Here is a 19,956-nt window from a genome sequence, read left to right as displayed (position 1 = left end):
CACTAGTACCTAATTCATATTTATCTAAAATTAAATTATGACCTACATCAGTTGCTGTGATAATTCCAATTAATTCATCATTTTCAACAACTGGAAGAGAACTAATTTTATTTTCCATTAACTTTTCAAATGCAAAGACTACATCAACATCTGAAGTAATAGTTAATACATCAGATGTCATTATTTCCCTAACTTTCTTATTTAACATCATTAACACCTACAAATTTTTCCAAAATATAATTCACCATGATATTACTTGTTTCATTAATATCAAGATTATTAATTATATGAGAATCATAAAATTCTGCTTGTTCAAGTAAAAAATCTTGAATTTTTCTGATTGAATCGAAATTATTCATATAATCATCAAGAGATCTTTTTACCCATGGCTGACTACATCTCAAATAAAAACGTTGCTTATGTAACTCTTCATCATCAACAGATAATGAAAACATAATAATATTATTATTTTCCATTAAATCTTTACTAATAAAACCTGGAATGATATGCACTCCTTCAATAATAATACTAATACCCTCTTTAATAGATCGTTCAATAATCGCTTCAATTCCCAGATTAACAACTTCAGCCTGAGTAATAAAACCCTCAATAACCTTATCCATCTTAACAGAGGGAATTTTTATACTTTCATAAGCATCATAACTAGACTTATGAATTACTGGACTTAATTCATTAGAAACAATTTTACGCATTACTTCACGAATCATATCAGTACTTATAATATTATTTAATCTTAATCTCTTAGCTAATTCAAATGCTATTGAAGAAGTACCTACTCCAGAAGCACCACCAATAAGAATAATTAATGGTTTTTTAGAGTTTCTAAGTAATCTCAGATTCTTATATTTTTCTGCAATTTTTGGATTAACCCCGTTTAAATGATCTAATACAATGTTTGCTAATTCCTCACGGGAAATAACAACTAAACCTTTTTTAATTAATTCATCTTCAATTTCACTAGCTAACTCATATGCCCTTTGAGGTCCAATATAAGAAATATTGAGTGAACGAGAGATGATACCCTTAGAAAATGGTTCTTTGTACTCCTCACCATCAACATAACTAGTAACCCAAATCATAAAAATCACATTATAGTTATTAGATTAATGTTAAATAAAAGTTTTTATTTGAATTTCTAGAAAGAAAATAAAATTACAGTAACTAAATAAAAACAGATAAAAAATAAAAAAAGAGAGAATAAATAACTTATTCATCTAAAGAGATAATGTCTATGTCATAATTTGATCCATCTTTAATATCAATTAAGACAGCACCATTATCTTTAAGCATACCAGGATTTGCTACATCAGTAGTTGTTCCAATTTTACTAAGTGATTTAGCTTCATGTATATGACCACAAAGACTGATTTCAGGCTCGAATTCATGAATAGATTTTAAAATTCCAGAACTACCTACATGTTCACCATTAGCAACTCTGTCAGCTTCAGTATTGAATGGTGGTGCATGAGTAGCTAAAATTTTTATTTTAGGAACTTCAGAATTGTATACATAATCATAATTTGCTAATAAATCATAAACTGACCTGTAAATATGATCATCGTCTGTTTCACCAGGTGTGTCAAATGGAGTTGGGTTAGAACCTCCATAACCAAATAATATTGCATCACCATAAGCAACAATGTTGTTGTGAAGACAAAATGCTACATTATTAATAGAGTTACATATTCCATTAGGATCACAATTACCTGGAATAGCGATTACATCAACGTCATATTCATATATTTTATTAATGAATGTTTCTACAAAATCTAAAGGACCGAAATCAGTAATATCTCCAAGAATTAAAACTAAATCAATATCATTATTACTTAAATAAGTATATAAATTCTCGTTTTCTTCGCCATGAATATCGCTTATTGCTAAAATTTTTGTCATTAAACTCACCTAATCATTTAAAAAGAAATATCCCATTTCTTTTAAACCAGATTTAAGGTCTTCTTGATCGCCATGTACTTGAATAGTTACATCATCATCAAATTCAATGATTAAACCATTCCATTCTGCAATTTCTTGAACTCTTTCTTCTGCTAAAGGAACTTTTAAATTGACTCTACCCGTAGTTAAGCCAGGAGGAGTATTTACTAAGAATTTTGACCTAGATTTAGCAAATTCGAATACCTTTTCACCTTTCATGGATCGTTTTAATAAATCAAGCCAATAATCAACATATTCTTCATCATTTTCTTCTTCAGCAATACTTAAAAGAATTCCTTGAATCTTATTTAAATCCATTTCTGCTTTAGCTAAACCATTGATCAATTCAGGATGGGAAGGATCTCTTTTATATGAACTAATTGAAGATCTAATTAATCCCATCTCAGGGTTAATTCCCTTAGGTATTTCATAACCTTTTTTTGTTAAATCTATTATAAGATGTTGGAGAACTAACCAATTTTGTTCAGATGGTAAACTCATAAATGTCCACCTATAATTTTTAAAGTAGTATGATTAATTTTTGCATCTGCTTCTTTTAATTCATCTTCAATTTCTGAAATACTTGAATAAGAGTCTAAGAATAAAACATGATGAGTAGAAGTACCAGCAATGTTTAAAATAGCTATTTCATCACTAGGTTTAAGTTCTCTTTTATCAATAGTTGCTTTAAACTGAACATAAGGTTCATATTCTTCTGGAAGGTCAGAATATTTGAATATTCCATCTAATGTTGCTACAAACATAATTTTCACCTCTATTTATATAACATTTATTCATTTCTATATCATCATATATAAATATACTTACGAATTATTCGTAAAAATACAAACAAAAAAAATAAAATAAAAAAAAGATTATCAATACTGATAATAATATCCGAAATGTGTTTTTAATGTCTAAAAAAAAATAAAAATAAAAGGATTAAAAATCCTTAAATTTATTCACCTAATGCTTTTTTAATAGCAGGGGTTGCATCAATTTTTTGAGCATCAAAGGTTAACTCATCAGCTGATAATCCCATAGCTAATCCGTATAATTGAGCTAAGTGGAATACAGGAATAGCAAAGTCAGTTCCGTATCTTTCATTTACTTCAACTTGACCTTGGTCAAATTGCATGTGACAGAAAGGACATACGTTAACAATTGCATCTACACCAGCTGCAGACATGTTATCGAGTTTTTCTTTAGTGAAACTTGCGGTTACATCGATGTCTCTAGCTCTTAAACCTCCACCTGCACCACAACACATCATTTTGTCTTTGTAGTCTACAGATTTAGCACCAGTAATTTCAACGAGATCATCTAAAATAGATGGGTTTTCAGCTTGATCTTCAATACCGATAGTAGCAGTAGGTTTTAAGAAGTGGCATCCGTAGTGAACAGCAACATTTAAATCTAAAGGTTTTTCAATGAGAGAAGCTAATTTTTCAAATCCAACATCGTCTCTTAAAATTTGAGCGAAGTGTTTTACATTAATAGTTCCTTTGTATTCTCTTCCGATTTCAGCTAAGTTTTCATTGATTTTAGCTCTTTTATCTTCATCTTCATGTAACATATGATTACATTCAAATAATGAACCGAAACAACCATTACATTCGGTCATAATGTCTGCACCCATATCTTCAGCAAGAGTCAAGTTACGAGCTGCGATAGTAGCCCAGGTTTCTTCATCAAAAGAACCGAACACACCAGGAGCAGGACAACAAGAAGCTCCTTCCATATCTTTTAATTCAATATCTAATGCTTCAAATAATTTTCTGGTAGCTTTTTCAACACCAGGATAACGGTTGTTCATAATACAACCTAAGAAGTATGCAATTTCCATATTATAACTCTCCTCATAAATCTATTCTTTTAATCCGCCGGTTGCTTCATCGTAACCAATTAATTCATCGAAAGCGGTAAGTTTACATAATTTTTGTACTTCAGCTAATGCTTCAGGATAAGCATGAGTTGTAGGTGGTACTTCAGAAAGACCAATTTTTGCTCTTAAAGCTTTTACATCATCGTTAATAGGTACTGCGTGACCAGTATTTAATACAAATACACCAGTCATTTTGTGAGCTTTAGCCATGTATCCTGCATGTGCAGCGATGTTACGTGCTTTTTTGATAATTTCTACAATTTTAACACTTCTTAAACATCTTTCTTGGCAGGTGTAACAAGTAGTACACATCCATAAAGCATCGTCAGAAATAACTTCTTCTTTTAAACCTAATAAACATTTTCTGACAATTTGTCTTACTTTATAAGGAGTTCTTCTTCCAGATGGGCAACTACCACTACAGGTACCACATTGGAAACAGTGTTTTACAGTTTCAATTCCAGAGTCAATGAACTCAGCGGTGAAATCTGGATCACGATTACTATCATTTAATAATTCTTTATCAGTTAATAAAGTCATAGTATCTCTCTTTTTATCTTTATCATTTGAATTTTCTTCAACTTCCTCAACAACATCTTCGTCAGTTGTTTCTTCTTCATCTTCGATAGTTTCAACTTCTTCAACAACAACTTCAGGTTCTTCTAAAGTTGCTTCTTCGCTAGCTTCAACTTTTTCCACAATTTCTTCAGATGAATCTTCTACAATTTCGATGTCTTTTCTGAAAGTTAAATCTTTTTTACTGTCTTCTGCTTTAGAAGATACAGTATTGTTCATTTTTGAAGATGTAACTTTGACATCATTAGATGTGTTTGATACATCATTATTGATGTCTGTTTCTTCATTATCTATGTTTCCTTTAAATAAGGATTTAAGACGATTTATTATAGACATTAAAAACACACCTCGGATAATCATTGGAGTATTTCCTCAAATCCTTAATTATATTCTTTAAAAAACCATATATAAAGGTTACTAAATTTTCTGATAGTGTAATCAAAAAGATTACAACTAATGAAAAATTTTTATAAACCTAAAGATACAATAATAAAATAAAAAGCAAATAGGGAAGAAACAAATGATAAAAAGATTTGAAATTAAATCACATGATGGACCTGGAAGAGTCGGAAAAGTCGATGGTACACTTACACCAAAAATATTTTTTAAAGATGAATTAAAAATAGCACCCAACCAAGGATCAGCACATAATATAGACCATGAAATTGCAGAATTTAATGTAAAAGAAACATTAAGACTTGCACAAGAAAATGTTGATGATTGTGATATTGCAGTAATTCAAGGTTCAAAATATATTGATTTAAGAATTGAATGTCTAAAAAAACTAGAAGAAATTGGATATAATGGATTTATAATAGCTAATGGTGATGCATTACTAACTAATTCAAGAGAACTTGTCGATATTATTATATCACTTAAAAAAGAAGCGAAAAAAACAAGTTACTTCATATTCCCCTTTGCAGAATTATCATTCATGCCAATTTTAACATATATGGGAATTGATGGATTCCTTGCAGACTCTGCAAATTATTATAGTTACTTAAACGTCCTACAAACCCCAACTAAGTCATATGATTTAAATAACTATCCTATTTATGATAATATTTCACAAGAGGATTTGGAAAAAAAGAATCTTAAAAATATGGAATTCGTAATAAAAGAAATCCATGCACACATGAAAAATAGATCTTTGAGAAATCTTGTAGAAGAGCGTTCAGGCACAACCCCACAAAACATCACAACTTTAAAGATACTTGATAAAAATTACATGGATTATTTATTAGAATATACACAAATATTCTAGAATTTTAATGAAGAAATAATGTTTTTGAACTCACGCTCTGACTCGCCTGAAACATCTAGTGTCCTTAGTTCAAAAATATAAATCTCTTTTTTTTCAATGAAAACGTAAGTATGGATATCAAAGTTAATTTCAGGAGTATCCATATTTGCATGAACTTTAATAGCATCCTTACCTGCAATCTGAATAAAATCAGAAGATATAATAACCCCACCATCATCAGAGATTACATCTTCCATGAAAATTTTATAATCATCAAGATTTGTAGCAGTTGGAAATGTTACTGCATTGAATAAATTATTTTCTCCTTTGGATAATGTTGCAATACAATCAGGATTAGATAATATATCTGCTTTTTCAACTTCCCAACTATCAGGATATTCAAAAACAATTTTACCTGTGTTAAATGTTCTCATAAATCATTCCTCTTTTTTTGATGAAACTTCAATGGTTTCAGGTTCTTCTTCAATAGTGTCAATATATTTGGAAAAGGGTTCTGGAAGTTTAGGCATTACTTCTTTTAAGATTTCAGCAGCATCAAGCTCTAAAGCCTGTCCTGAAAGCAACTGTTCAACATCAAAGTCAAAATCAAATGGTTTGAGTAAATCATCTGTAGGAACCCTTAAGTTAATCCTGTTTTTATTTAATATCATTTTAAGAGTGCTAGTGTTTCTAATTTGTTCGTTCATATCCTCAACAGTGCTGTTTATTTCATATGCTATAGCCTTATTCTTCTCATTTACATCATGTTTAGATTTTTCAATAGATTTTTCTAAATCTCCAACAAGCTGAGCATTTCTTCTATTGATGTTATCTCTTGCTTCATCAATAACCACATTAATTGCATTTAAAATGGATTTATTTAACTCAACATTATAAGCTAAAATCATTTTATTTTTATAATCCAATTCCTTAAAAATAGCTACTCTTTCATCATCAATTCTAGTAATCTTTTTATTTAATTCATGAACTTCATCTTTTGCCTTTAAAAGTTCATCTTTATATGAAATTTGTTCTTTAAGAGAATCAACATCATCAAAAAAAGACTCTTTAAGAGCTTGAATTTGATTATTCAATTCTTCGATTTCAGCATCCTTTGCTTCAATCTTATGATAAAATTCATCGAGTTTTGAATCAGAAAATTGATTGTTAAGTAATGATTCATATTCACTTTGTGTTAATACTTTCACTAACTCATTATCTTCAAAGGGATCTTCCTTTTTGAGACTCACTTGTTTTTGTTGAGATTCTTTTTCAACAGTGTTTCCCTCTTTATCTTTACTAGTATATTTTTTAGTATAAACTCTAACAGTTCTAAATTCCTCATTATCCATCAATGACACCCACTCTATAATAATAAATAGATTAGTTTAATTTAAATAGTTAATGCTTAAGAGTGTCCATAAAAACTCAAAAATTATTTTTAAATAAAAAAAAATAAATTTCATTACACCTATTCAAATAGAAAAAGAAAACATCAGTTAATCAAACTTCTATTTTTTAATTCAATATTGATTAATTTATCTTCATCTAAATCATAGCTATCAAAGTCAATACCATTAATCGCTAAATTATCATAAGTTCTATAATATAATATCCCTTTATCTAAATTCATACAAGAAGAATAAATTGTGTATTCATAATTATCAGAACTAACTAAAGTAGCTCCTTTTGGTTGCTCTACTGAATTTAAAATGTGGAAAAACTGATTAACAGAAGATACCTCATCATCATTAGCTATTGAATTTTGAGATACAAAAACTGCCTTTACAAATCTGGACATAGAAGAGTAATCTCCTGGAAGACCAAGTCCACCCATACCTCTAGAATAATCTAATAAAGGATAATCTTTGGTAAAATGATTTGTTGCATTCTTATTTGAAACATGAATATAATTATTTAAATTAAATAACTGCATATCAAATGTAGGATTGTTGGTTAAAATATCAACAGGATTATCAAAAATAGTTAATCCATCTTTAGTATATTCAACAACAATAGATCTATTTTTATCAGCTACCATCCAATGCAATGGAGAAACTGGAAGAGTTTCATTAAATGAAGTGTTTAACATATTCAGATTTTTAATAATGTCATATGCTTGATCTACATTATCACATTTACCCAAAATAAAAGGAATAAATTCAAACTCTGCCAAATTTGTTTTGCTAGATTCTGTTTTTTCACTATATTCTGCATAACCATCAAAGTTCAAACCTGCCATAGCCAAACCTTTCTCATTAAAAGCATCATAATATAAAGGATAACTATCAATACCCGCTGTAATACCTAATATTGCATGATGATTATCCAAAGAATCTTCATTTTTAAAATCTAACTTATAATTTCTAGGTGTTAGTGTGACTCTTTCATTATACGAAATTTCATAATCAAAATTACGACCAAAATAATGGTCTTTAGATTCAAATCTTGCTGCAGTACACATATCAATCACTACAAATAATTATTAGACAAACAACTATAAAAAAGTTTTAAACAAGAAAATAGAAAATTTTATGATTTATCCTAAAAAAAGAAAAAAAGAAAAAAATTAGTTAACTTTTTCTTTTTCAATCCATAATAACATTGCTTCTTCAATAGCTTTTGAATACCATCCAGTTTTAAATAACATCTTACTGGAGGCAATTTTGCGAAAATCCAAGTCAATATCATTATTGATACTAATTGTAACACGCCTGTTTCGAGTCATAAAAATAGATAGTGCATACATGTTAATAAATGTTTTAGTGCTGTATTAAAGCAGTTTTATATACAATTTTTAATATTGAAATTATAACTAATAATCAATCTAAAGTTTTTAAAACACATAATTTTATCACCAATTAACTAACTCAAAATTATCCTTTGTTTAAAATATTTTTTATGAGAAAGATAGTATGAATACCACACAAATCAAAATCAAATGACAATATTTAAATAACATTAAAATATAAGTATTATACGATGTGAATTAAAGTTCATGTCAAATAATGAAAGGACATCAATCATTTTATAATCTCCAAAATGTTAGAATATATTTCATTAGGGAAGTAGAAATAAATACTGCTTCCCCCTCCCCCCCTTTATTTTTCAAAATTAACAAAATAATACTTTTTTTAACAACTTATCATCGATATAAAATAAAAAGATTTAAATAATTGTAAAATAAAAATAATAATCGATATGATGTAATATTCATATCAAGTTAGATATCAGCCAATCTCTTTTAATCACTGAAAACACCCAAAAGAAAATCCAAAAGAAGTAGGAAAAACAGTACTACTTCTTAATCTCCTTTTTTAAAAATTAAACATCATCAAGAAGTTTAGGGTTTGCTCCTGCAATTTCAACAAGATACTCTGCCTCGACAATGTGAAGTTTTGACGGTATTACAATACAATGAAGAGGACCTCCAAAATCAAAATCAATTAACTCTTTGATTGCTCCAGCCTTAACACAGACATTTTTTGAGCCAACACGTGCAATACCCATAGCCAATGTATTTTCATCAACCAATCCCTCACGATTCAAAGTATCATGAATATTCATCAAATATTCCAAACCCTGGTTAACAGTCATGTAACGGTCATTATGAGCTTGAATATCAAGTAAAACCAATGTATGCAAGTCCATCCTTAAATTTTCCTCAATAGCCTCGTAAGGAGATTTCGGATAAAAATTATAATCCGGAAAAGGAATTGTTGTCACTTTACCAAACTTGTATCCCTGAAGACCTGAAATAGCTGGTGCTGAAGATAAAATGGAAGAACCATGAATCACTTCATACTCAATTCCCTTCTTAGAACATTGAACCAAAAAATCACTGTGAGTAGTTGCAATTAACGGATCGCCCCCAGTAATTAAAGCAACATTTTTTGTTCTAGCTTCCTCAATAAATTTACTTTCCTCTTCAACTTCTCCTCTGACTAAAACCTCAATTTTTTGACCAACTAAATCTTCTATTGCCTCAAAACTTGAACCAAATAATCTAGACGTAAAAAACTCAGCATAAATTTTATCAACACTTCTCAAACATTCTAATCCTTTTAAAGATATATCTTTTTCATCAAATAATCCTAAACCCACTAAATAAAACATATATATTATATAATAATTTAAACATAAAAATACTTTATGAAATGTGTAAAAGTTCCATTAAGACAATTGAATGATGCTCGTATAAAATTAATGGAAAATGGATCAATGAATATGGAATATAGAATAAAAACAGATGGTGATTTTGGCTATATTCCCATAAATGAAAATATCAATAATTATGAAATTGTTGATGTTGAACTAGAACCAATGAAGAAAGTTCCACACAATTTTGCTGAATTACTGGAAGATGAGTTGACTTGTGAAGAAATTGAGAATCTAAGGACTTCTTTTGATACCATAGGAGACATCGTAATTTTAGAGATTCCTGAAAACTTACAGGATAAAAAACAAATCATTGGAGATGCAGCACTTAAATTTACAAAAAGAAAATCAATTTACATGAAAAGAAGTGCAATTAAAGGAACAACACGTGTTCGTGATTTGGAATTTCTATCCGGAGTAGATGATTCAGTTACAATCCACAAAGAACATGGTGCTAGACTAAAATTAGATGTTCGTAAAGTTTATTTCTCACCAAGGCTTGCAACTGAGAGAAAACGAGTCATGCAAAGTGTTAACGATGGTGAAAAAATATTAGACATGTTTTGTGGAATCGGACCATTTCCTATTGTAATTGCTCGAAATAAACAGGTAGATATTACAGCTGTGGACATTAATGAATCTGCAATTGAATATTTAAATGAAAATATCAAATTAAATAAATTAAAAGGTACTATCCAAACTTACTGTGGTGATGTAAGACAAGTTAGCGATAACTTTAACTTCAAATTTGATAGAATAATTATGAACTTACCTGGTCTTGCCTATACTTTCCTTGATGTTGCAGCTAATTTAATTGAAGATGGTGGGATAATCAATTACTATGAGTTTTCAGATTCATATGAACAAGGAATAAAACGATTGACCGATGCCTGTAAAGCAGCAGGAAAAGAAGTTGAAATCATTAATTGTCGCAAAGTCAAATCAACATCTCCCGGAGAATGGCATGTAGCTATTGATGGTAAAATAATCTAAATACATATTTAGAAAAATTTATCAATAAAAAACACACATAATAAACACTAACCCTTGATATAAAAAATACATTTAAACATATCATAAAAAATGCGGAAGTGATACCATGACTTATAAATGGCAGATAGGTGATCCTGCAGATTGGGGAGATGGTTTTACCACTCCTGACCTCCCATATATGGAATATCTTGACGATTCTGACTACGATGACTATTATGACTCCAACAACTATGCAGATTCAAAAATGGAAGAAGCTGAAAAAATATCTTATAAAGCTTGGAACCTAAGAAATGAAAATAAATATGAAGAAGCATTAGTTTTAACCAATCAAGCTATCAAACTAGACCCTCATCATTTTAATCACCTTAACCGAAAAGGAATAATCTTAGAAGATTTAAGAAGATATAAAGAATCCCTAAATTTCTATAACAAAGCATTATCACTAAAAAGAACCAAAACCATATTAAACAATAAAGCATATTGCATACTTTCATTAATAAAAAAGAGATACACATATGAAATATCAAACAATGATGCTTTAAATCTTATAAATGAAGCATTAAGCATACTTTCAAGTGATAAAGACAACTCAGAATTTTTAATTGAAAAAGGACATATTTTAAGGGATATAGGTTCACCCATAAAGGCACATATTTGTTATTTACTTTCAAAGAAAAAGTTTAATGAAATAAATAAAATAGAAAAAGAATTAAATGATGTGAAGTTAGGTTATGAGACATTAATCAACATTACAGGTATCCAACATTATCATGGTCTTGCACCATTTAAAGAAGGTGAATGTGTGAAACTAATTAAAGAACCTGACAATGAATGTGATAAAAATGCAATACGAGTTGAAATAGATAACCAAACAGTAGGTTATGTTGCAAATAGCCCATATACTTTAATTAAAGAGGCAAAAAGTGCAAGCGACATAAAACATATGAACATTAAAGGTGCAAAAGTGCTTTTTATAATAGACAATTATGTGATTGCAAAAGTATTTTGAATACATTAATTAAAAAAAAGAGCCTGTAAATTTTACAGACTCAAATAACTTCCTATTAAAAAATTAGGAATTAATCTTTTTCAAAGAATAGGTTGCATTAGAAACAATATCCAAATCCTCCCCACCAATCACCGCAAAACCTGTTGCATTGTCACCTTTCAAATTGATAGCCTTTAACGCAATATAATATTCTCCAGAAGTAGTATTTCCTCCAATTATTTTAATATCACTCTCATTAACGTAAATTGCTCCATCACCTACTCCTTCTCCAACATCAAATATACTCTCAAATAATGGGACCGCATCGTTTGAAGAAGATTCCGTATCAGATGAGAAAATTTCTGTCATATTAACTGAAATAGATGAATCCACAATAATAATTCCATTTAACTCATTGGAATAATTTCCCCTATTTTTATATGCTAATAACTTAACATAACCATCAGGTCCATTGTAATCCTCAAATCCATAGTCAGCACTATTCAATTTTGTTAATGTACTTCCTACAGGAACTTCCATTGTAAATCCATCTAATGTGGCATTTGTATATTCTATATGATCATTGTTAAAAACTAAAAAAGCAGATATTCCTGCTATTTCTATTACTACAATTATTATTAAAGCCATTAGTAATTTTTTTATTATCCATTAAAAAACCCCCATATAATATATATTTAAATTATTTATTCTATGTCCATATTATATGTTTATATATAAGTACACATCATAATCAAATTTTTTAGAGATAAATTTTTCCAGCATATTCTAAAATATATTAAATGGATAAATTTTGAAAAAATAAGTATCAATTTAAACTAAAAAAAATAGTATGGAATTATTGTCTAAATTGGATCAATAATCCCTCTTTCGGTAATAATTCCGGTAATCAACTCTTTTGGAGTTATATCAAATGCAGGATTGATTACTTCAGTACCTTCCGGACAAATTCTTGCACCACCATAATATCTGACTTCATCACCATCCCTTTCTTCAATAACAGTGTCAAAGATTGAAATTTCATTATCAAAAGTAGAATATGGAGCAGCCACATAAAATGGAATGTCATGATGTTTAGCAGCAAGAGCCACCATAAATGATCCCACTTTATTTACAACACCCCCACGAGCAATCCTATCTGCACCAATGACTACTTTATCTATTTTTCCCTGTGACATTAGAAATCCTGATGCAACATCCGGAATTAGTTTAACTGGAATATTCTCCTGTTGCATTTCCCATACGCTTAAGCTTGCTCCTTGTCCACGAGGGCGTGTCTCATCACATATCACATTAATGTTTTTACCTTGTTCATGTGCTGCCCGGAATACTCCAAGTGCAGTTCCATAATCAACACATGCAAGAGCTCCAGCATTACAATGAGTTAAAACAGTATCTCCATCATCAATGACTTCAGCACCAAATTTTCCAATTGCCCTGTTTGTTGCCATGTCTTCTTCATACATTTTTAATGCTTCTGCAAGTGGATCTTCACTATTCAAGACTTTATCTACTGCCCAAAACAAGTTTACTGCTGTTGGTCTTGCAGATTTAATTTCTTTAGCAGCTTTATTTAAATCAACACCCTCAATATCTGCAAGTGCCATTCCAAAAGCAGCTGCAACTCCAATAGCTGGAGCTCCACGAACAATCATATCTTTAATTGCTACAATAACATCCTGATAATTGTTACAATAAACATAAGTCAATTCATCAGGAAGTTTAGTTTGATCAATGAGCTTTAATTTATTGTCTTCCCATTCTAGTGTTTTCATATTAACACCTATTAAAAAAAATGAGGCATAATTGGTATGCCTTTTAAAAAAATTAAGCGTTTTCAGTCATAATTGGAACAACTTGTTTTTTACGTGAAACTACACCTTCAAGTAAAACCATATTGTCCTCCAATTTAACACCATATGCCTTTTCAACAAGATCTGCATTTTTTCCAAGAGCAATAACTTGTGAATCGCTGTTTACAATATCAGTGATTAAAAGCATGAATAAATCTAAGTCTTCTTCCTCTATAATTTTATTCATACCTGCTTCTAATTCTTCTTTCATTTCTAAAACATCAGGAATGCTAGCAGTATTTACTTGATTAACAATAGATTTTACATCTTTAAAATCAATTTGTTTTGCATCTAATGCTAAAATTTCTTCAATTGAAAAACTAGTTAAGTCTGTACCTGCTTTAAGCATTTCTAAACCATATTCTTCTGCATCAATTTCAGCAATTTTAGAAAGTTTTTCAACAGCTTTTTTATCATCTTCAGTTGTGGTTGGAGACTTTAAAAGTAAAGTATCAGAAATAATAGCTGATAACATTAAAGTTGCTATTTCTTTTGTAATTTCCACATTGTTTTCTTCATATAACTTAAATAAAATAGTTTCAGTACAACCAAGAGGTTCAAATCTTAAAAATAATGGGTAAAAAGTGTTTAAAGCTAATTTATGATGATCTACAACTTTTAAAATGTTTGCATTTTCCAAATTGTCAACAGATTCTGATGGAGAATTATGATCTACCAAAATAACATTAGCATCATCTTCAACACTTTCTAAAAGTTCAGGTGCATCAATACCCACATAATCTAAAATAAATTCAGTTTCTTTATTAATATTTCCTAATCTATAAGCTTCAGCTTCTTTATTACCTAACTCTTTTTCTAAGTTAGCCATTACTAAACTTGAAGTAATTGAATCACTATCTGGACTTTTATGCCCAAAAACATAAGTTTTAACCATAGTATCTTTCCTCAATAATCAATAAATAAAAATTATATCAATTAATAATATATCTATTTCATCCATATTTAATATTACTATAATTGGATGATTTTAAAAAAATAATGAAATAAAAAAAAAGTATTTAGTAATGACTTTGTGGAGTCATTCCTAAATGATGATCTTCACTTTTCTTACCTGGAATTCCATAAGCATCTGCTCTACATTGAGTGCATGCTCTAAATACAGGAATGATTTCCTCAACTTCTTCTCTGACTTTTTCCATCATGGAACAATCCGGCCTAGTTAAATGTTTCATTTTTCCTAGTGGAATTAAAGGTAAAACATTCATTAAAGCTGCACCACGTTTTTCAACTTCACGAGCAATTTCAACAATATGTTCATAGTTTACCCCCGGAATCAAAACAGAATTAACTTTAACTACCAAACCATTAGCTGCTGCTTTTTCAACGCCTTCTAATTGATTTTTAATTAGAATTTCAACAGCTTCACGACCTTTGTAGACTTTTCCTTCATATTTAATAAATGAATAAATTTCCATAGCAATATCTGGATCAATTGCATTTATGGTAACAGTAACAGAGTTTACTCCAAGTTCAGCAAGTTTATCTGCATACTTTGGAAGTAAAAGCCCATTTGTACTCATACATTTGATTAAATCCGGTTGCTCTTTTGCTAATTTTTCAAAAAATTCAAATGTCTCTTCATTAGCAAGTGAGTCTCCAGGTCCAGCAACTCCTACAACAGCGATTGGACCATCAGCAGTAACATCATTAATATGAGTGATTGCATCATCCGGTTTCATAATACAACTTGTTACACCTGGTCTGTCTTCTTCATTGTTAATATCTCTTGTACAGAAATTACAAAAGATATTACATTTTGGTGCAACGGGTACATGTGCTCTTCCAACTTTATCGTGCATTTTTTCATTGAAACATGGATGTGCTCTTGTAATATGTGCAAATCTTGAACCTTTGTGTTCATTCATAATACCACTACTCCTTATAATTATAACTCTTTTTATTTGTATTGTTACGAACAAATATATACTTTTCTAAATACCTTTGTTCAATTCATCAATATATTCATGTGCCCTTTCAATCCATGCATCTTTAATTAACTCATCAGTAGCTACAACAGTTATAATATCTTCAGTAGATAAATCTTTAATGATTTTAAACCCTTCAGGCAATATCCTGAATACCGCATCATAAATACGTCTTTGTAAATTAGAATGAGGATCATCCACAACCATATCTTTTAAATCCGTATTATCCCCACTGATTTCAAGCTGATATCTATTCGGTTGATAAATTTCATCTCTTGAAAACCTTTTCCATAATTCCTTAAGAATATTCGGAAGATAATTTTCATTATCAATCAAAATTGTTGTAACATCATTCTGTTTATTATATATTAACTTAGCAACATCCTCAAACTTAATAACATTAGAAGTTTTTCTCATTTTAATAGCTAAAATAAATACAGGGTCATCGGGATTTACATAAGCCTTTAAATCATCAACAGAAGAACCAAGAACCAAATCCTGAAAAATCTGTTTAATGATGATTTCATAAACTTCCGCACCTTTCTCATCATAACACTCAACTAACATCAAATCAACCCCTTTGATTATATTTATCTATCATCTTGTCTGTGTCCCATACCAGATACTAAAAGTGCACATCCTACAGCACCGATATGTTGAGAATATTCAGGTACAATAACATCAATTCCCCCTAAAGTTTCACTTACCGCTTCAACAAGACCTGAAATTAAACTTGTTCCTCCTACTTGGATTAAAGGTTCACGAATATCAATTTCTTGAAGTTGCTGTTCGTAAACTTGCTCTGCTACAGAGTGACATGATGCTGCAGCCACATCAGCTTTAGAACCACCAGCAGCTAATGTAGTAACAAGATCTTGAATACCAAATACAATACAATATGAATTCAACATAGCATTTTTCCAATTACCTTGCACTGCAAGAGGTCCTAATTCAGTGATGTCTACATCTAATCTACGGGAAGTCATATCTAAGAATCTTCCAGATGCACCTGCACAAATACCACCCATAGTAAAGTTATCAGGAATACCATTGTTTACTGTAATTACTTTGTTATCCATACCACCTATATCCAATACAGTAGCTTCTCCTTTTTGACAATCTGCTAAGTATACTGCACCTTTAGCATTAACGGATAATTCTTCTTGGACAAGTTCAGCTTTGAACTTTTCTCCCATTGTAAACCTACCATAACCTGTAGTTCCAAGACCATCAATATCATCAAAAGTATAACCTGTACCCTCAAATGCCTCAGCAGCAGCAATATTTGCAGATTCAATGATATCTTTAGTGGATGTCCAACCAGTTCCAATAACTTTGTTGTTTTCCATGAGTACTGCTTTTGTAGTTGTTGAACCTGAATCTAAACCAAGAGTAAGACCTTCTTGTTTTTCACGAGCAAGAATATTTCTACGAGTAACAGTAGTAGCTAATGCTTCCATACGGATGAATAATTCATCTGCTTTTGTTCTTTCAGTAAATGAATAGGTAACTACTGGAATACGTGTATTATTTTGTATGAATCTTCTTACTTCATTTCTTACTAATGCTCCCTCTGCACATCTAAAACAAGTTGCAATAAATACTGCATCAGGTTTACATCTGCCTTCTACAATAGCCATTGCTCTTGCAATCATTAACTTTAAACTTGAGCTTTGAGCTGAAAATCCAAATTTTACATAAGATTCATCAATATAATCTAAATCTATTTCAGGAAGAATAATTTCAGCACCAAATTTATTTGCAGCCTTTTCAATTTCTTTTTGAATTCCACTGTATTCTGTTCCACATGAAACTAAAGCAATTTTTACCATTATTATTACTCCTCATCAGTATTTTCAAGTGAATCTACAAATTCATTAATTGCATTCACCATAACATAAGTTTCATCTTGATTATCAGGATATTTTAATTCTAAAACTGGAATACCTTTGTTTCTAAGTAAAAATATTGATAATTCATTAGTTCTTGCACATCCGATACAACCAAAACCATATGGAGCACCGTCAACTATAATAGCTGCTTCAGCCTCATCTATGAGTGGTCCAATAATAGACATTCTTCCACGTACACCTGAAGGAACTTCAATAGCTGCGTATTTAAGTCCCATAAGTGGGTCTTCTTCTGTAATGTTCATTGGTGGAGAATCAATCTCCGGATCTTTAATTTTTTGTCTAATCTGTTTTTGAAGAACTAAAGGAGTATGACCTTTTCTTTCTAATAAATCTGCTAATATTAATGAATTTGGAGGATAAATAGCGATTTTAACCATAATTTCACCTACTCTTTTTTGTCTAAACATTCATTCATGATTTCTTTAAATTTGTCAACATCAATTGGTTTTTTCTCTTCGATTTCAACTTCTTTAGGATTTTCTAAAGCTTCTGAAACAAAACCAAGTATTCTATACTCTTTTTCCATTTGGTGGAAACCTTCCCTTGGACCAAACCTATGGCCCCTACACCTTCTAGGATCACCAGGGGCAAATCCTCTTTCTTTTGTAAAAATATGGTTAGGATCAAGCTTTCTAATCTCTTTAATAGCTTTATAAACATCTTTACTTTTTCCACTAACCATAGCTCCATAACAAGTGTTTTTAATAGTAAGCGGCAAATCAAGCATGTGAAACTCATTAACAATTTGCTGTTCACTTACATGAGCTCCAGGCCCAATAAAAATCATACGAGTAATTACATCTGGGTCCCAATCTTCTGTACCTAAATCAGGACTCATTGTTAGATTCGGCAACATACACCACAACTCCTTCTTTTAATTTTTCAATACGATCATAATCAGAAGTAACATCACCAATTATATTTGTCGCTTCAAAAGTTTCAGCAGTTGGTCCAAAATCAGAATTATCTTCAAACCTGATACCTATTAAACCAGCATTTTTTGAAGCCATATTAGTAATTCCAATTTGGCCTCTTATATTTTTACCAACAGGATTATTTTCCGGAACTAAACCCTTAGCTGCTTTTCTATCCCCTTCAAAAATTACAATATGCATTCCAGGCACTGCGAAGTGAATTTTAAGTTGACCAATTGGATTTTCTAAAAGACCGGATAATAATTTAAAGTACCTTACAGATCTTGGAGCATTATCAACGAACTTGATTGTACATAAATCCTCTCTTTTAATAGCCTTAGTAATAACCTTACCCTCTTTTAGAATATCAATTGTATGTTGAGGATTTTGCTCAACAATAACTGCATCATCATCAACAAGCCCATCAATCATGTGCTCAACACCTGCAGCAGAAAGCAATTCACTGGCTTCTGCTTGAGTTTTATTTAACAGCATTAATCTGTTTTGTTTAGATTTAACTGTAATAAATTCATTTTCTTTTGCAACATCAATAAGCTCCATACCATCCACTACTCTTCCAACAGCAGTATGATTTGGGGACAAAACTCTGTTTTCACGATAAATGAAAAGTTTTCCAACACCTACTCCATCATTTCTAACTGTGATTGTCCCTCTATTTCTTTTAGTTGTGTGCTCTTTAGGCTTTTTAAGGCTAGCTAATTCATAAAAACCTAAAAAGGTCTCACTTTCATATGAAACCTGCATTTTACCATCTTTAATAAGTGAGAATAAATGTTCCACACAAACAGGGGACTCTTCATCAATATCAAAAGATATATAAGTGTATAATTCATTACCTTCTTCTAAAACAGTATTTAAATCAGATACAGATACCATATCCGTTGTTGTACTTCTCTCAATAATCGGTTCAATACCAATTATTGAATCATCATCGGTTAAATTATCTAAAGTTTTTTTACCACCAACAACATGGGCAAAAATACCTTTATTAAACTTAGGTACACTATAAACATTAGTAGTATTCTCTTTAAGTAATATTAAATGAGTGGACTCATTACTAAAACTAGATAAACTTAAAACCACATCTCCTTCATAATATTTATATTCATCAGAAGTTGGTTCCAAATCAGTTACAATAGGACCAATAGCCACTTCAGTTGTAGTAGACCATCTGATATTTAAATCAACAAATTCATCATATTGATTTTTCCAAACATCAACAAGTGGTTTAGCCTCATCAGATTCATCTAATTGGATAACGATGAAACCTTTATTAGTTTTAAGCTTATACTTACTAATATTTTTTTCAAGCTCCTTTTTACCCTTAATTAAACAAACAATACAACCCGGAGTATATGGGGCATTAGTTTCCTCAATTACATCTCGAATTGTGGAATTCTCCGCCACGTCCATTTCTTCTCCATTAATTTTTATTAACATACAATCTCCTAATAAGAATTTTAAATAATATTAAATATTTATAATCTTTTCA

The 19,956-nt window shown here is 30.3% G+C and carries 24 protein-coding genes; 3 read left to right on the top strand and 21 right to left on the bottom strand.

What is annotated here, in order from left to right:
- From ACR0P1_RS02590 to hdrC, 7 genes are all read right to left on the bottom strand, one after another.
- Positions 1 to 211, bottom strand: a 211-nt coding sequence (locus tag ACR0P1_RS02590) for a CBS domain-containing protein (RefSeq protein WP_432644848.1), incomplete at its 3' end; no start/stop codon positions are given.
- Complete coding sequence (locus ACR0P1_RS02585) at positions 198 to 1,100, bottom strand: 2-phosphoglycerate kinase (RefSeq protein WP_432644847.1); 903 nt, start codon at positions 1,098 to 1,100, stop codon at positions 198 to 200. The genes ACR0P1_RS02590 and ACR0P1_RS02585, both read right to left, overlap by 14 nt.
- A gap of 127 nt (positions 1,101 to 1,227) precedes the next feature.
- Entirely contained in the window at positions 1,228 to 1,917 is a 690-nt protein-coding gene (locus tag ACR0P1_RS02580; protein WP_432644846.1) for a metallophosphoesterase family protein, read from the bottom strand.
- Positions 1,918 to 1,926: 9 nt separating this feature from the next.
- Complete coding sequence (locus ACR0P1_RS02575) at positions 1,927 to 2,457, bottom strand: DUF2096 domain-containing protein (protein ID WP_432644845.1); 531 nt, start codon at positions 2,455 to 2,457, stop codon at positions 1,927 to 1,929.
- Positions 2,454 to 2,720 carry a DUF749 domain-containing protein gene (locus tag ACR0P1_RS02570; RefSeq protein ID WP_432644844.1) on the bottom strand — a complete coding sequence of 89 codons (267 nt, stop codon included), beginning with the start codon at positions 2,718 to 2,720 and terminating at the stop codon, positions 2,454 to 2,456. The genes ACR0P1_RS02575 and ACR0P1_RS02570 overlap by 4 nt, the downstream gene beginning before the upstream one ends.
- A gap of 194 nt (positions 2,721 to 2,914) precedes the next feature.
- Positions 2,915 to 3,802, bottom strand: coding sequence for a CoB--CoM heterodisulfide reductase subunit B (gene hdrB / locus ACR0P1_RS02565; protein WP_432644843.1), 888 nt, complete (start codon positions 3,800 to 3,802; stop codon positions 2,915 to 2,917).
- Positions 3,803 to 3,823: 21 nt separating this feature from the next.
- On the bottom strand, positions 3,824 to 4,753 hold the full coding sequence (hdrC, locus tag ACR0P1_RS02560; protein WP_432644842.1) for a CoB--CoM heterodisulfide reductase subunit C: 930 nt from the start codon (positions 4,751 to 4,753) through the stop codon (positions 3,824 to 3,826).
- Between the two features lie 184 nt (positions 4,754 to 4,937).
- On the opposite strand from hdrC, the gene ACR0P1_RS02555 reads away from it, so the two are divergent.
- Positions 4,938 to 5,681 carry an archaeosine tRNA-ribosyltransferase gene (locus ACR0P1_RS02555; RefSeq protein WP_432644841.1) on the top strand — a complete coding sequence of 248 codons (744 nt, stop codon included), beginning with the start codon at positions 4,938 to 4,940 and terminating at the stop codon, positions 5,679 to 5,681.
- Here the strand turns inward: ACR0P1_RS02555 and ACR0P1_RS02550 are convergent.
- The 5 genes from ACR0P1_RS02550 to dph5 form a co-directional block, all read right to left on the bottom strand.
- Positions 5,678 to 6,094, bottom strand: coding sequence for a PsbP-related protein (locus ACR0P1_RS02550; protein ID WP_432644840.1), 417 nt, complete (start codon positions 6,092 to 6,094; stop codon positions 5,678 to 5,680). The genes ACR0P1_RS02555 and ACR0P1_RS02550 overlap by 4 nt on opposite strands.
- A 3-nt stretch (positions 6,095 to 6,097) precedes the next feature.
- Positions 6,098 to 7,012 (bottom strand): coiled-coil domain-containing protein, encoded by a 915-nt coding sequence (locus tag ACR0P1_RS02545; RefSeq protein ID WP_432644839.1) that lies wholly within the window; start codon positions 7,010 to 7,012, stop codon positions 6,098 to 6,100.
- 143 nt (positions 7,013 to 7,155) lie between these two features.
- On the bottom strand, positions 7,156 to 8,124 hold the full coding sequence (bsh, locus tag ACR0P1_RS02540; protein ID WP_432644838.1) for a choloylglycine hydrolase: 969 nt from the start codon (positions 8,122 to 8,124) through the stop codon (positions 7,156 to 7,158).
- 105 nt (positions 8,125 to 8,229) lie between these two features.
- Positions 8,230 to 8,388, bottom strand: coding sequence for a hypothetical protein (locus ACR0P1_RS02535; RefSeq protein ID WP_432644837.1), 159 nt, complete (start codon positions 8,386 to 8,388; stop codon positions 8,230 to 8,232).
- A 596-nt stretch (positions 8,389 to 8,984) separates the two neighbouring features.
- Positions 8,985 to 9,776: a diphthine synthase gene (gene dph5 / locus ACR0P1_RS02530; RefSeq protein WP_432644836.1), complete on the bottom strand. Its 792-nt coding sequence runs from the start codon at positions 9,774 to 9,776 to the stop codon at positions 8,985 to 8,987.
- A gap of 36 nt (positions 9,777 to 9,812) precedes the next feature.
- Between dph5 and ACR0P1_RS02525 the strand changes: the two genes are divergently transcribed.
- Both ACR0P1_RS02525 and ACR0P1_RS02520 read left to right on the top strand, forming a co-directional pair.
- Positions 9,813 to 10,811, top strand: a complete 999-nt coding sequence (locus ACR0P1_RS02525) for a class I SAM-dependent methyltransferase (RefSeq protein WP_432644835.1) — start codon at positions 9,813 to 9,815, stop codon at positions 10,809 to 10,811.
- A gap of 106 nt (positions 10,812 to 10,917) precedes the next feature.
- Positions 10,918 to 11,820, top strand: a complete 903-nt coding sequence (locus ACR0P1_RS02520; RefSeq protein ID WP_432644834.1) for an HIRAN domain-containing protein — start codon at positions 10,918 to 10,920, stop codon at positions 11,818 to 11,820.
- 63 nt (positions 11,821 to 11,883) lie between these two features.
- Here ACR0P1_RS02520 and ACR0P1_RS02515 read toward each other — a convergent pair whose 3' ends face one another.
- The 9 genes from ACR0P1_RS02515 to mmp3 form a co-directional block, all read right to left on the bottom strand.
- On the bottom strand, positions 11,884 to 12,447 hold the full coding sequence (locus ACR0P1_RS02515; protein ID WP_432644833.1) for a hypothetical protein: 564 nt from the start codon (positions 12,445 to 12,447) through the stop codon (positions 11,884 to 11,886).
- Positions 12,448 to 12,662: 215 nt separating this feature from the next.
- Entirely contained in the window at positions 12,663 to 13,592 is a 930-nt protein-coding gene (mtnA, locus tag ACR0P1_RS02510; protein ID WP_432644832.1) for an S-methyl-5-thioribose-1-phosphate isomerase, read from the bottom strand.
- Positions 13,593 to 13,644: 52 nt separating this feature from the next.
- Complete coding sequence (locus ACR0P1_RS02505) at positions 13,645 to 14,565, bottom strand: manganese-dependent inorganic pyrophosphatase (protein WP_432644831.1); 921 nt, start codon at positions 14,563 to 14,565, stop codon at positions 13,645 to 13,647.
- Positions 14,566 to 14,689: 124 nt separating this feature from the next.
- Positions 14,690 to 15,556 (bottom strand): radical SAM protein, encoded by an 867-nt coding sequence (locus ACR0P1_RS02500; RefSeq protein WP_432644830.1) that lies wholly within the window; start codon positions 15,554 to 15,556, stop codon positions 14,690 to 14,692.
- Positions 15,557 to 15,622: 66 nt separating this feature from the next.
- Positions 15,623 to 16,183 (bottom strand): methanogenesis marker 17 protein, encoded by a 561-nt coding sequence (locus ACR0P1_RS02495; RefSeq protein WP_432644829.1) that lies wholly within the window; start codon positions 16,181 to 16,183, stop codon positions 15,623 to 15,625.
- 23 nt (positions 16,184 to 16,206) lie between these two features.
- Positions 16,207 to 17,448 carry a methanogenesis marker 15 protein gene (locus tag ACR0P1_RS02490; protein ID WP_432644828.1) on the bottom strand — a complete coding sequence of 414 codons (1,242 nt, stop codon included), beginning with the start codon at positions 17,446 to 17,448 and terminating at the stop codon, positions 16,207 to 16,209.
- 5 nt (positions 17,449 to 17,453) lie between these two features.
- On the bottom strand, positions 17,454 to 17,906 hold the full coding sequence (locus tag ACR0P1_RS02485; RefSeq protein WP_432644827.1) for a methanogenesis marker 5 protein: 453 nt from the start codon (positions 17,904 to 17,906) through the stop codon (positions 17,454 to 17,456).
- A gap of 8 nt (positions 17,907 to 17,914) precedes the next feature.
- Positions 17,915 to 18,385: a methanogenesis marker 6 protein gene (locus tag ACR0P1_RS02480; protein ID WP_432644826.1), complete on the bottom strand. Its 471-nt coding sequence runs from the start codon at positions 18,383 to 18,385 to the stop codon at positions 17,915 to 17,917.
- The gene (mmp3, locus tag ACR0P1_RS02475) at positions 18,357 to 19,904 is read right to left on the bottom strand and encodes a methyl-coenzyme M reductase-associated protein Mmp3 (protein WP_432644825.1); all 1,548 of its coding nucleotides are present in this window, start codon (positions 19,902 to 19,904) and stop codon (positions 18,357 to 18,359) included. Before mmp3 ends, ACR0P1_RS02480 begins: the two co-directional genes overlap by 29 nt.
- Between the last annotated feature and the right edge of the window lie 52 nt (positions 19,905 to 19,956).

It is taken from the genome of Methanobrevibacter sp., from assembly GCF_050872065.1.
GTDB lineage: Archaea > Methanobacteriota > Methanobacteria > Methanobacteriales > Methanobacteriaceae > Methanocatella.
The sequence above is the reverse complement of the archived record's forward strand: the minus strand, read 5'-3'. Positions and strand labels throughout refer to the sequence as shown.

Coding starts and splice junctions, on each gene's coding strand:
- dph5 (WP_432644836.1), bottom strand. CDS start 9,776: ATGTTTTATTTAGTGGGTTTAGGATTATTTGATGAAAAAGATATATCT.
- ACR0P1_RS02585 (WP_432644847.1), bottom strand. CDS start 1,100: ATGATTTGGGTTACTAGTTATGTTGATGGTGAGGAGTACAAAGAACCA.
- ACR0P1_RS02550 (WP_432644840.1), bottom strand. CDS start 6,094: ATGAGAACATTTAACACAGGTAAAATTGTTTTTGAATATCCTGATAGT.
- ACR0P1_RS02490 (WP_432644828.1), bottom strand. CDS start 17,448: ATGGTAAAAATTGCTTTAGTTTCATGTGGAACAGAATACAGTGGAATT.
- ACR0P1_RS02580 (WP_432644846.1), bottom strand. CDS start 1,917: ATGACAAAAATTTTAGCAATAAGCGATATTCATGGCGAAGAAAACGAG.
- ACR0P1_RS02520 (WP_432644834.1), top strand. CDS start 10,918: ATGACTTATAAATGGCAGATAGGTGATCCTGCAGATTGGGGAGATGGT.
- ACR0P1_RS02500 (WP_432644830.1), bottom strand. CDS start 15,556: ATGAATGAACACAAAGGTTCAAGATTTGCACATATTACAAGAGCACAT.
- bsh (WP_432644838.1), bottom strand. CDS start 8,124: ATGTGTACTGCAGCAAGATTTGAATCTAAAGACCATTATTTTGGTCGT.
- ACR0P1_RS02555 (WP_432644841.1), top strand. CDS start 4,938: ATGATAAAAAGATTTGAAATTAAATCACATGATGGACCTGGAAGAGTC.
- ACR0P1_RS02495 (WP_432644829.1), bottom strand. CDS start 16,183: ATGTTAGTTGAGTGTTATGATGAGAAAGGTGCGGAAGTTTATGAAATC.
- ACR0P1_RS02535 (WP_432644837.1), bottom strand. CDS start 8,388: ATGACTCGAAACAGGCGTGTTACAATTAGTATCAATAATGATATTGAC.
- ACR0P1_RS02570 (WP_432644844.1), bottom strand. CDS start 2,720: ATGTTTGTAGCAACATTAGATGGAATATTCAAATATTCTGACCTTCCA.
- ACR0P1_RS02480 (WP_432644826.1), bottom strand. CDS start 18,385: ATGTTGCCGAATCTAACAATGAGTCCTGATTTAGGTACAGAAGATTGG.
- mtnA (WP_432644832.1), bottom strand. CDS start 13,592: ATGAAAACACTAGAATGGGAAGACAATAAATTAAAGCTCATTGATCAA.
- ACR0P1_RS02485 (WP_432644827.1), bottom strand. CDS start 17,906: ATGGTTAAAATCGCTATTTATCCTCCAAATTCATTAATATTAGCAGAT.
- hdrC (WP_432644842.1), bottom strand. CDS start 4,753: ATGTCTATAATAAATCGTCTTAAATCCTTATTTAAAGGAAACATAGAT.
- hdrB (WP_432644843.1), bottom strand. CDS start 3,802: ATGGAAATTGCATACTTCTTAGGTTGTATTATGAACAACCGTTATCCT.
- ACR0P1_RS02515 (WP_432644833.1), bottom strand. CDS start 12,447: ATGGCTTTAATAATAATTGTAGTAATAGAAATAGCAGGAATATCTGCT.
- ACR0P1_RS02575 (WP_432644845.1), bottom strand. CDS start 2,457: ATGAGTTTACCATCTGAACAAAATTGGTTAGTTCTCCAACATCTTATA.
- ACR0P1_RS02545 (WP_432644839.1), bottom strand. CDS start 7,012: ATGGATAATGAGGAATTTAGAACTGTTAGAGTTTATACTAAAAAATAT.
- ACR0P1_RS02505 (WP_432644831.1), bottom strand. CDS start 14,565: ATGGTTAAAACTTATGTTTTTGGGCATAAAAGTCCAGATAGTGATTCA.
- ACR0P1_RS02525 (WP_432644835.1), top strand. CDS start 9,813: ATGAAATGTGTAAAAGTTCCATTAAGACAATTGAATGATGCTCGTATA.
- mmp3 (WP_432644825.1), bottom strand. CDS start 19,904: ATGTTAATAAAAATTAATGGAGAAGAAATGGACGTGGCGGAGAATTCC.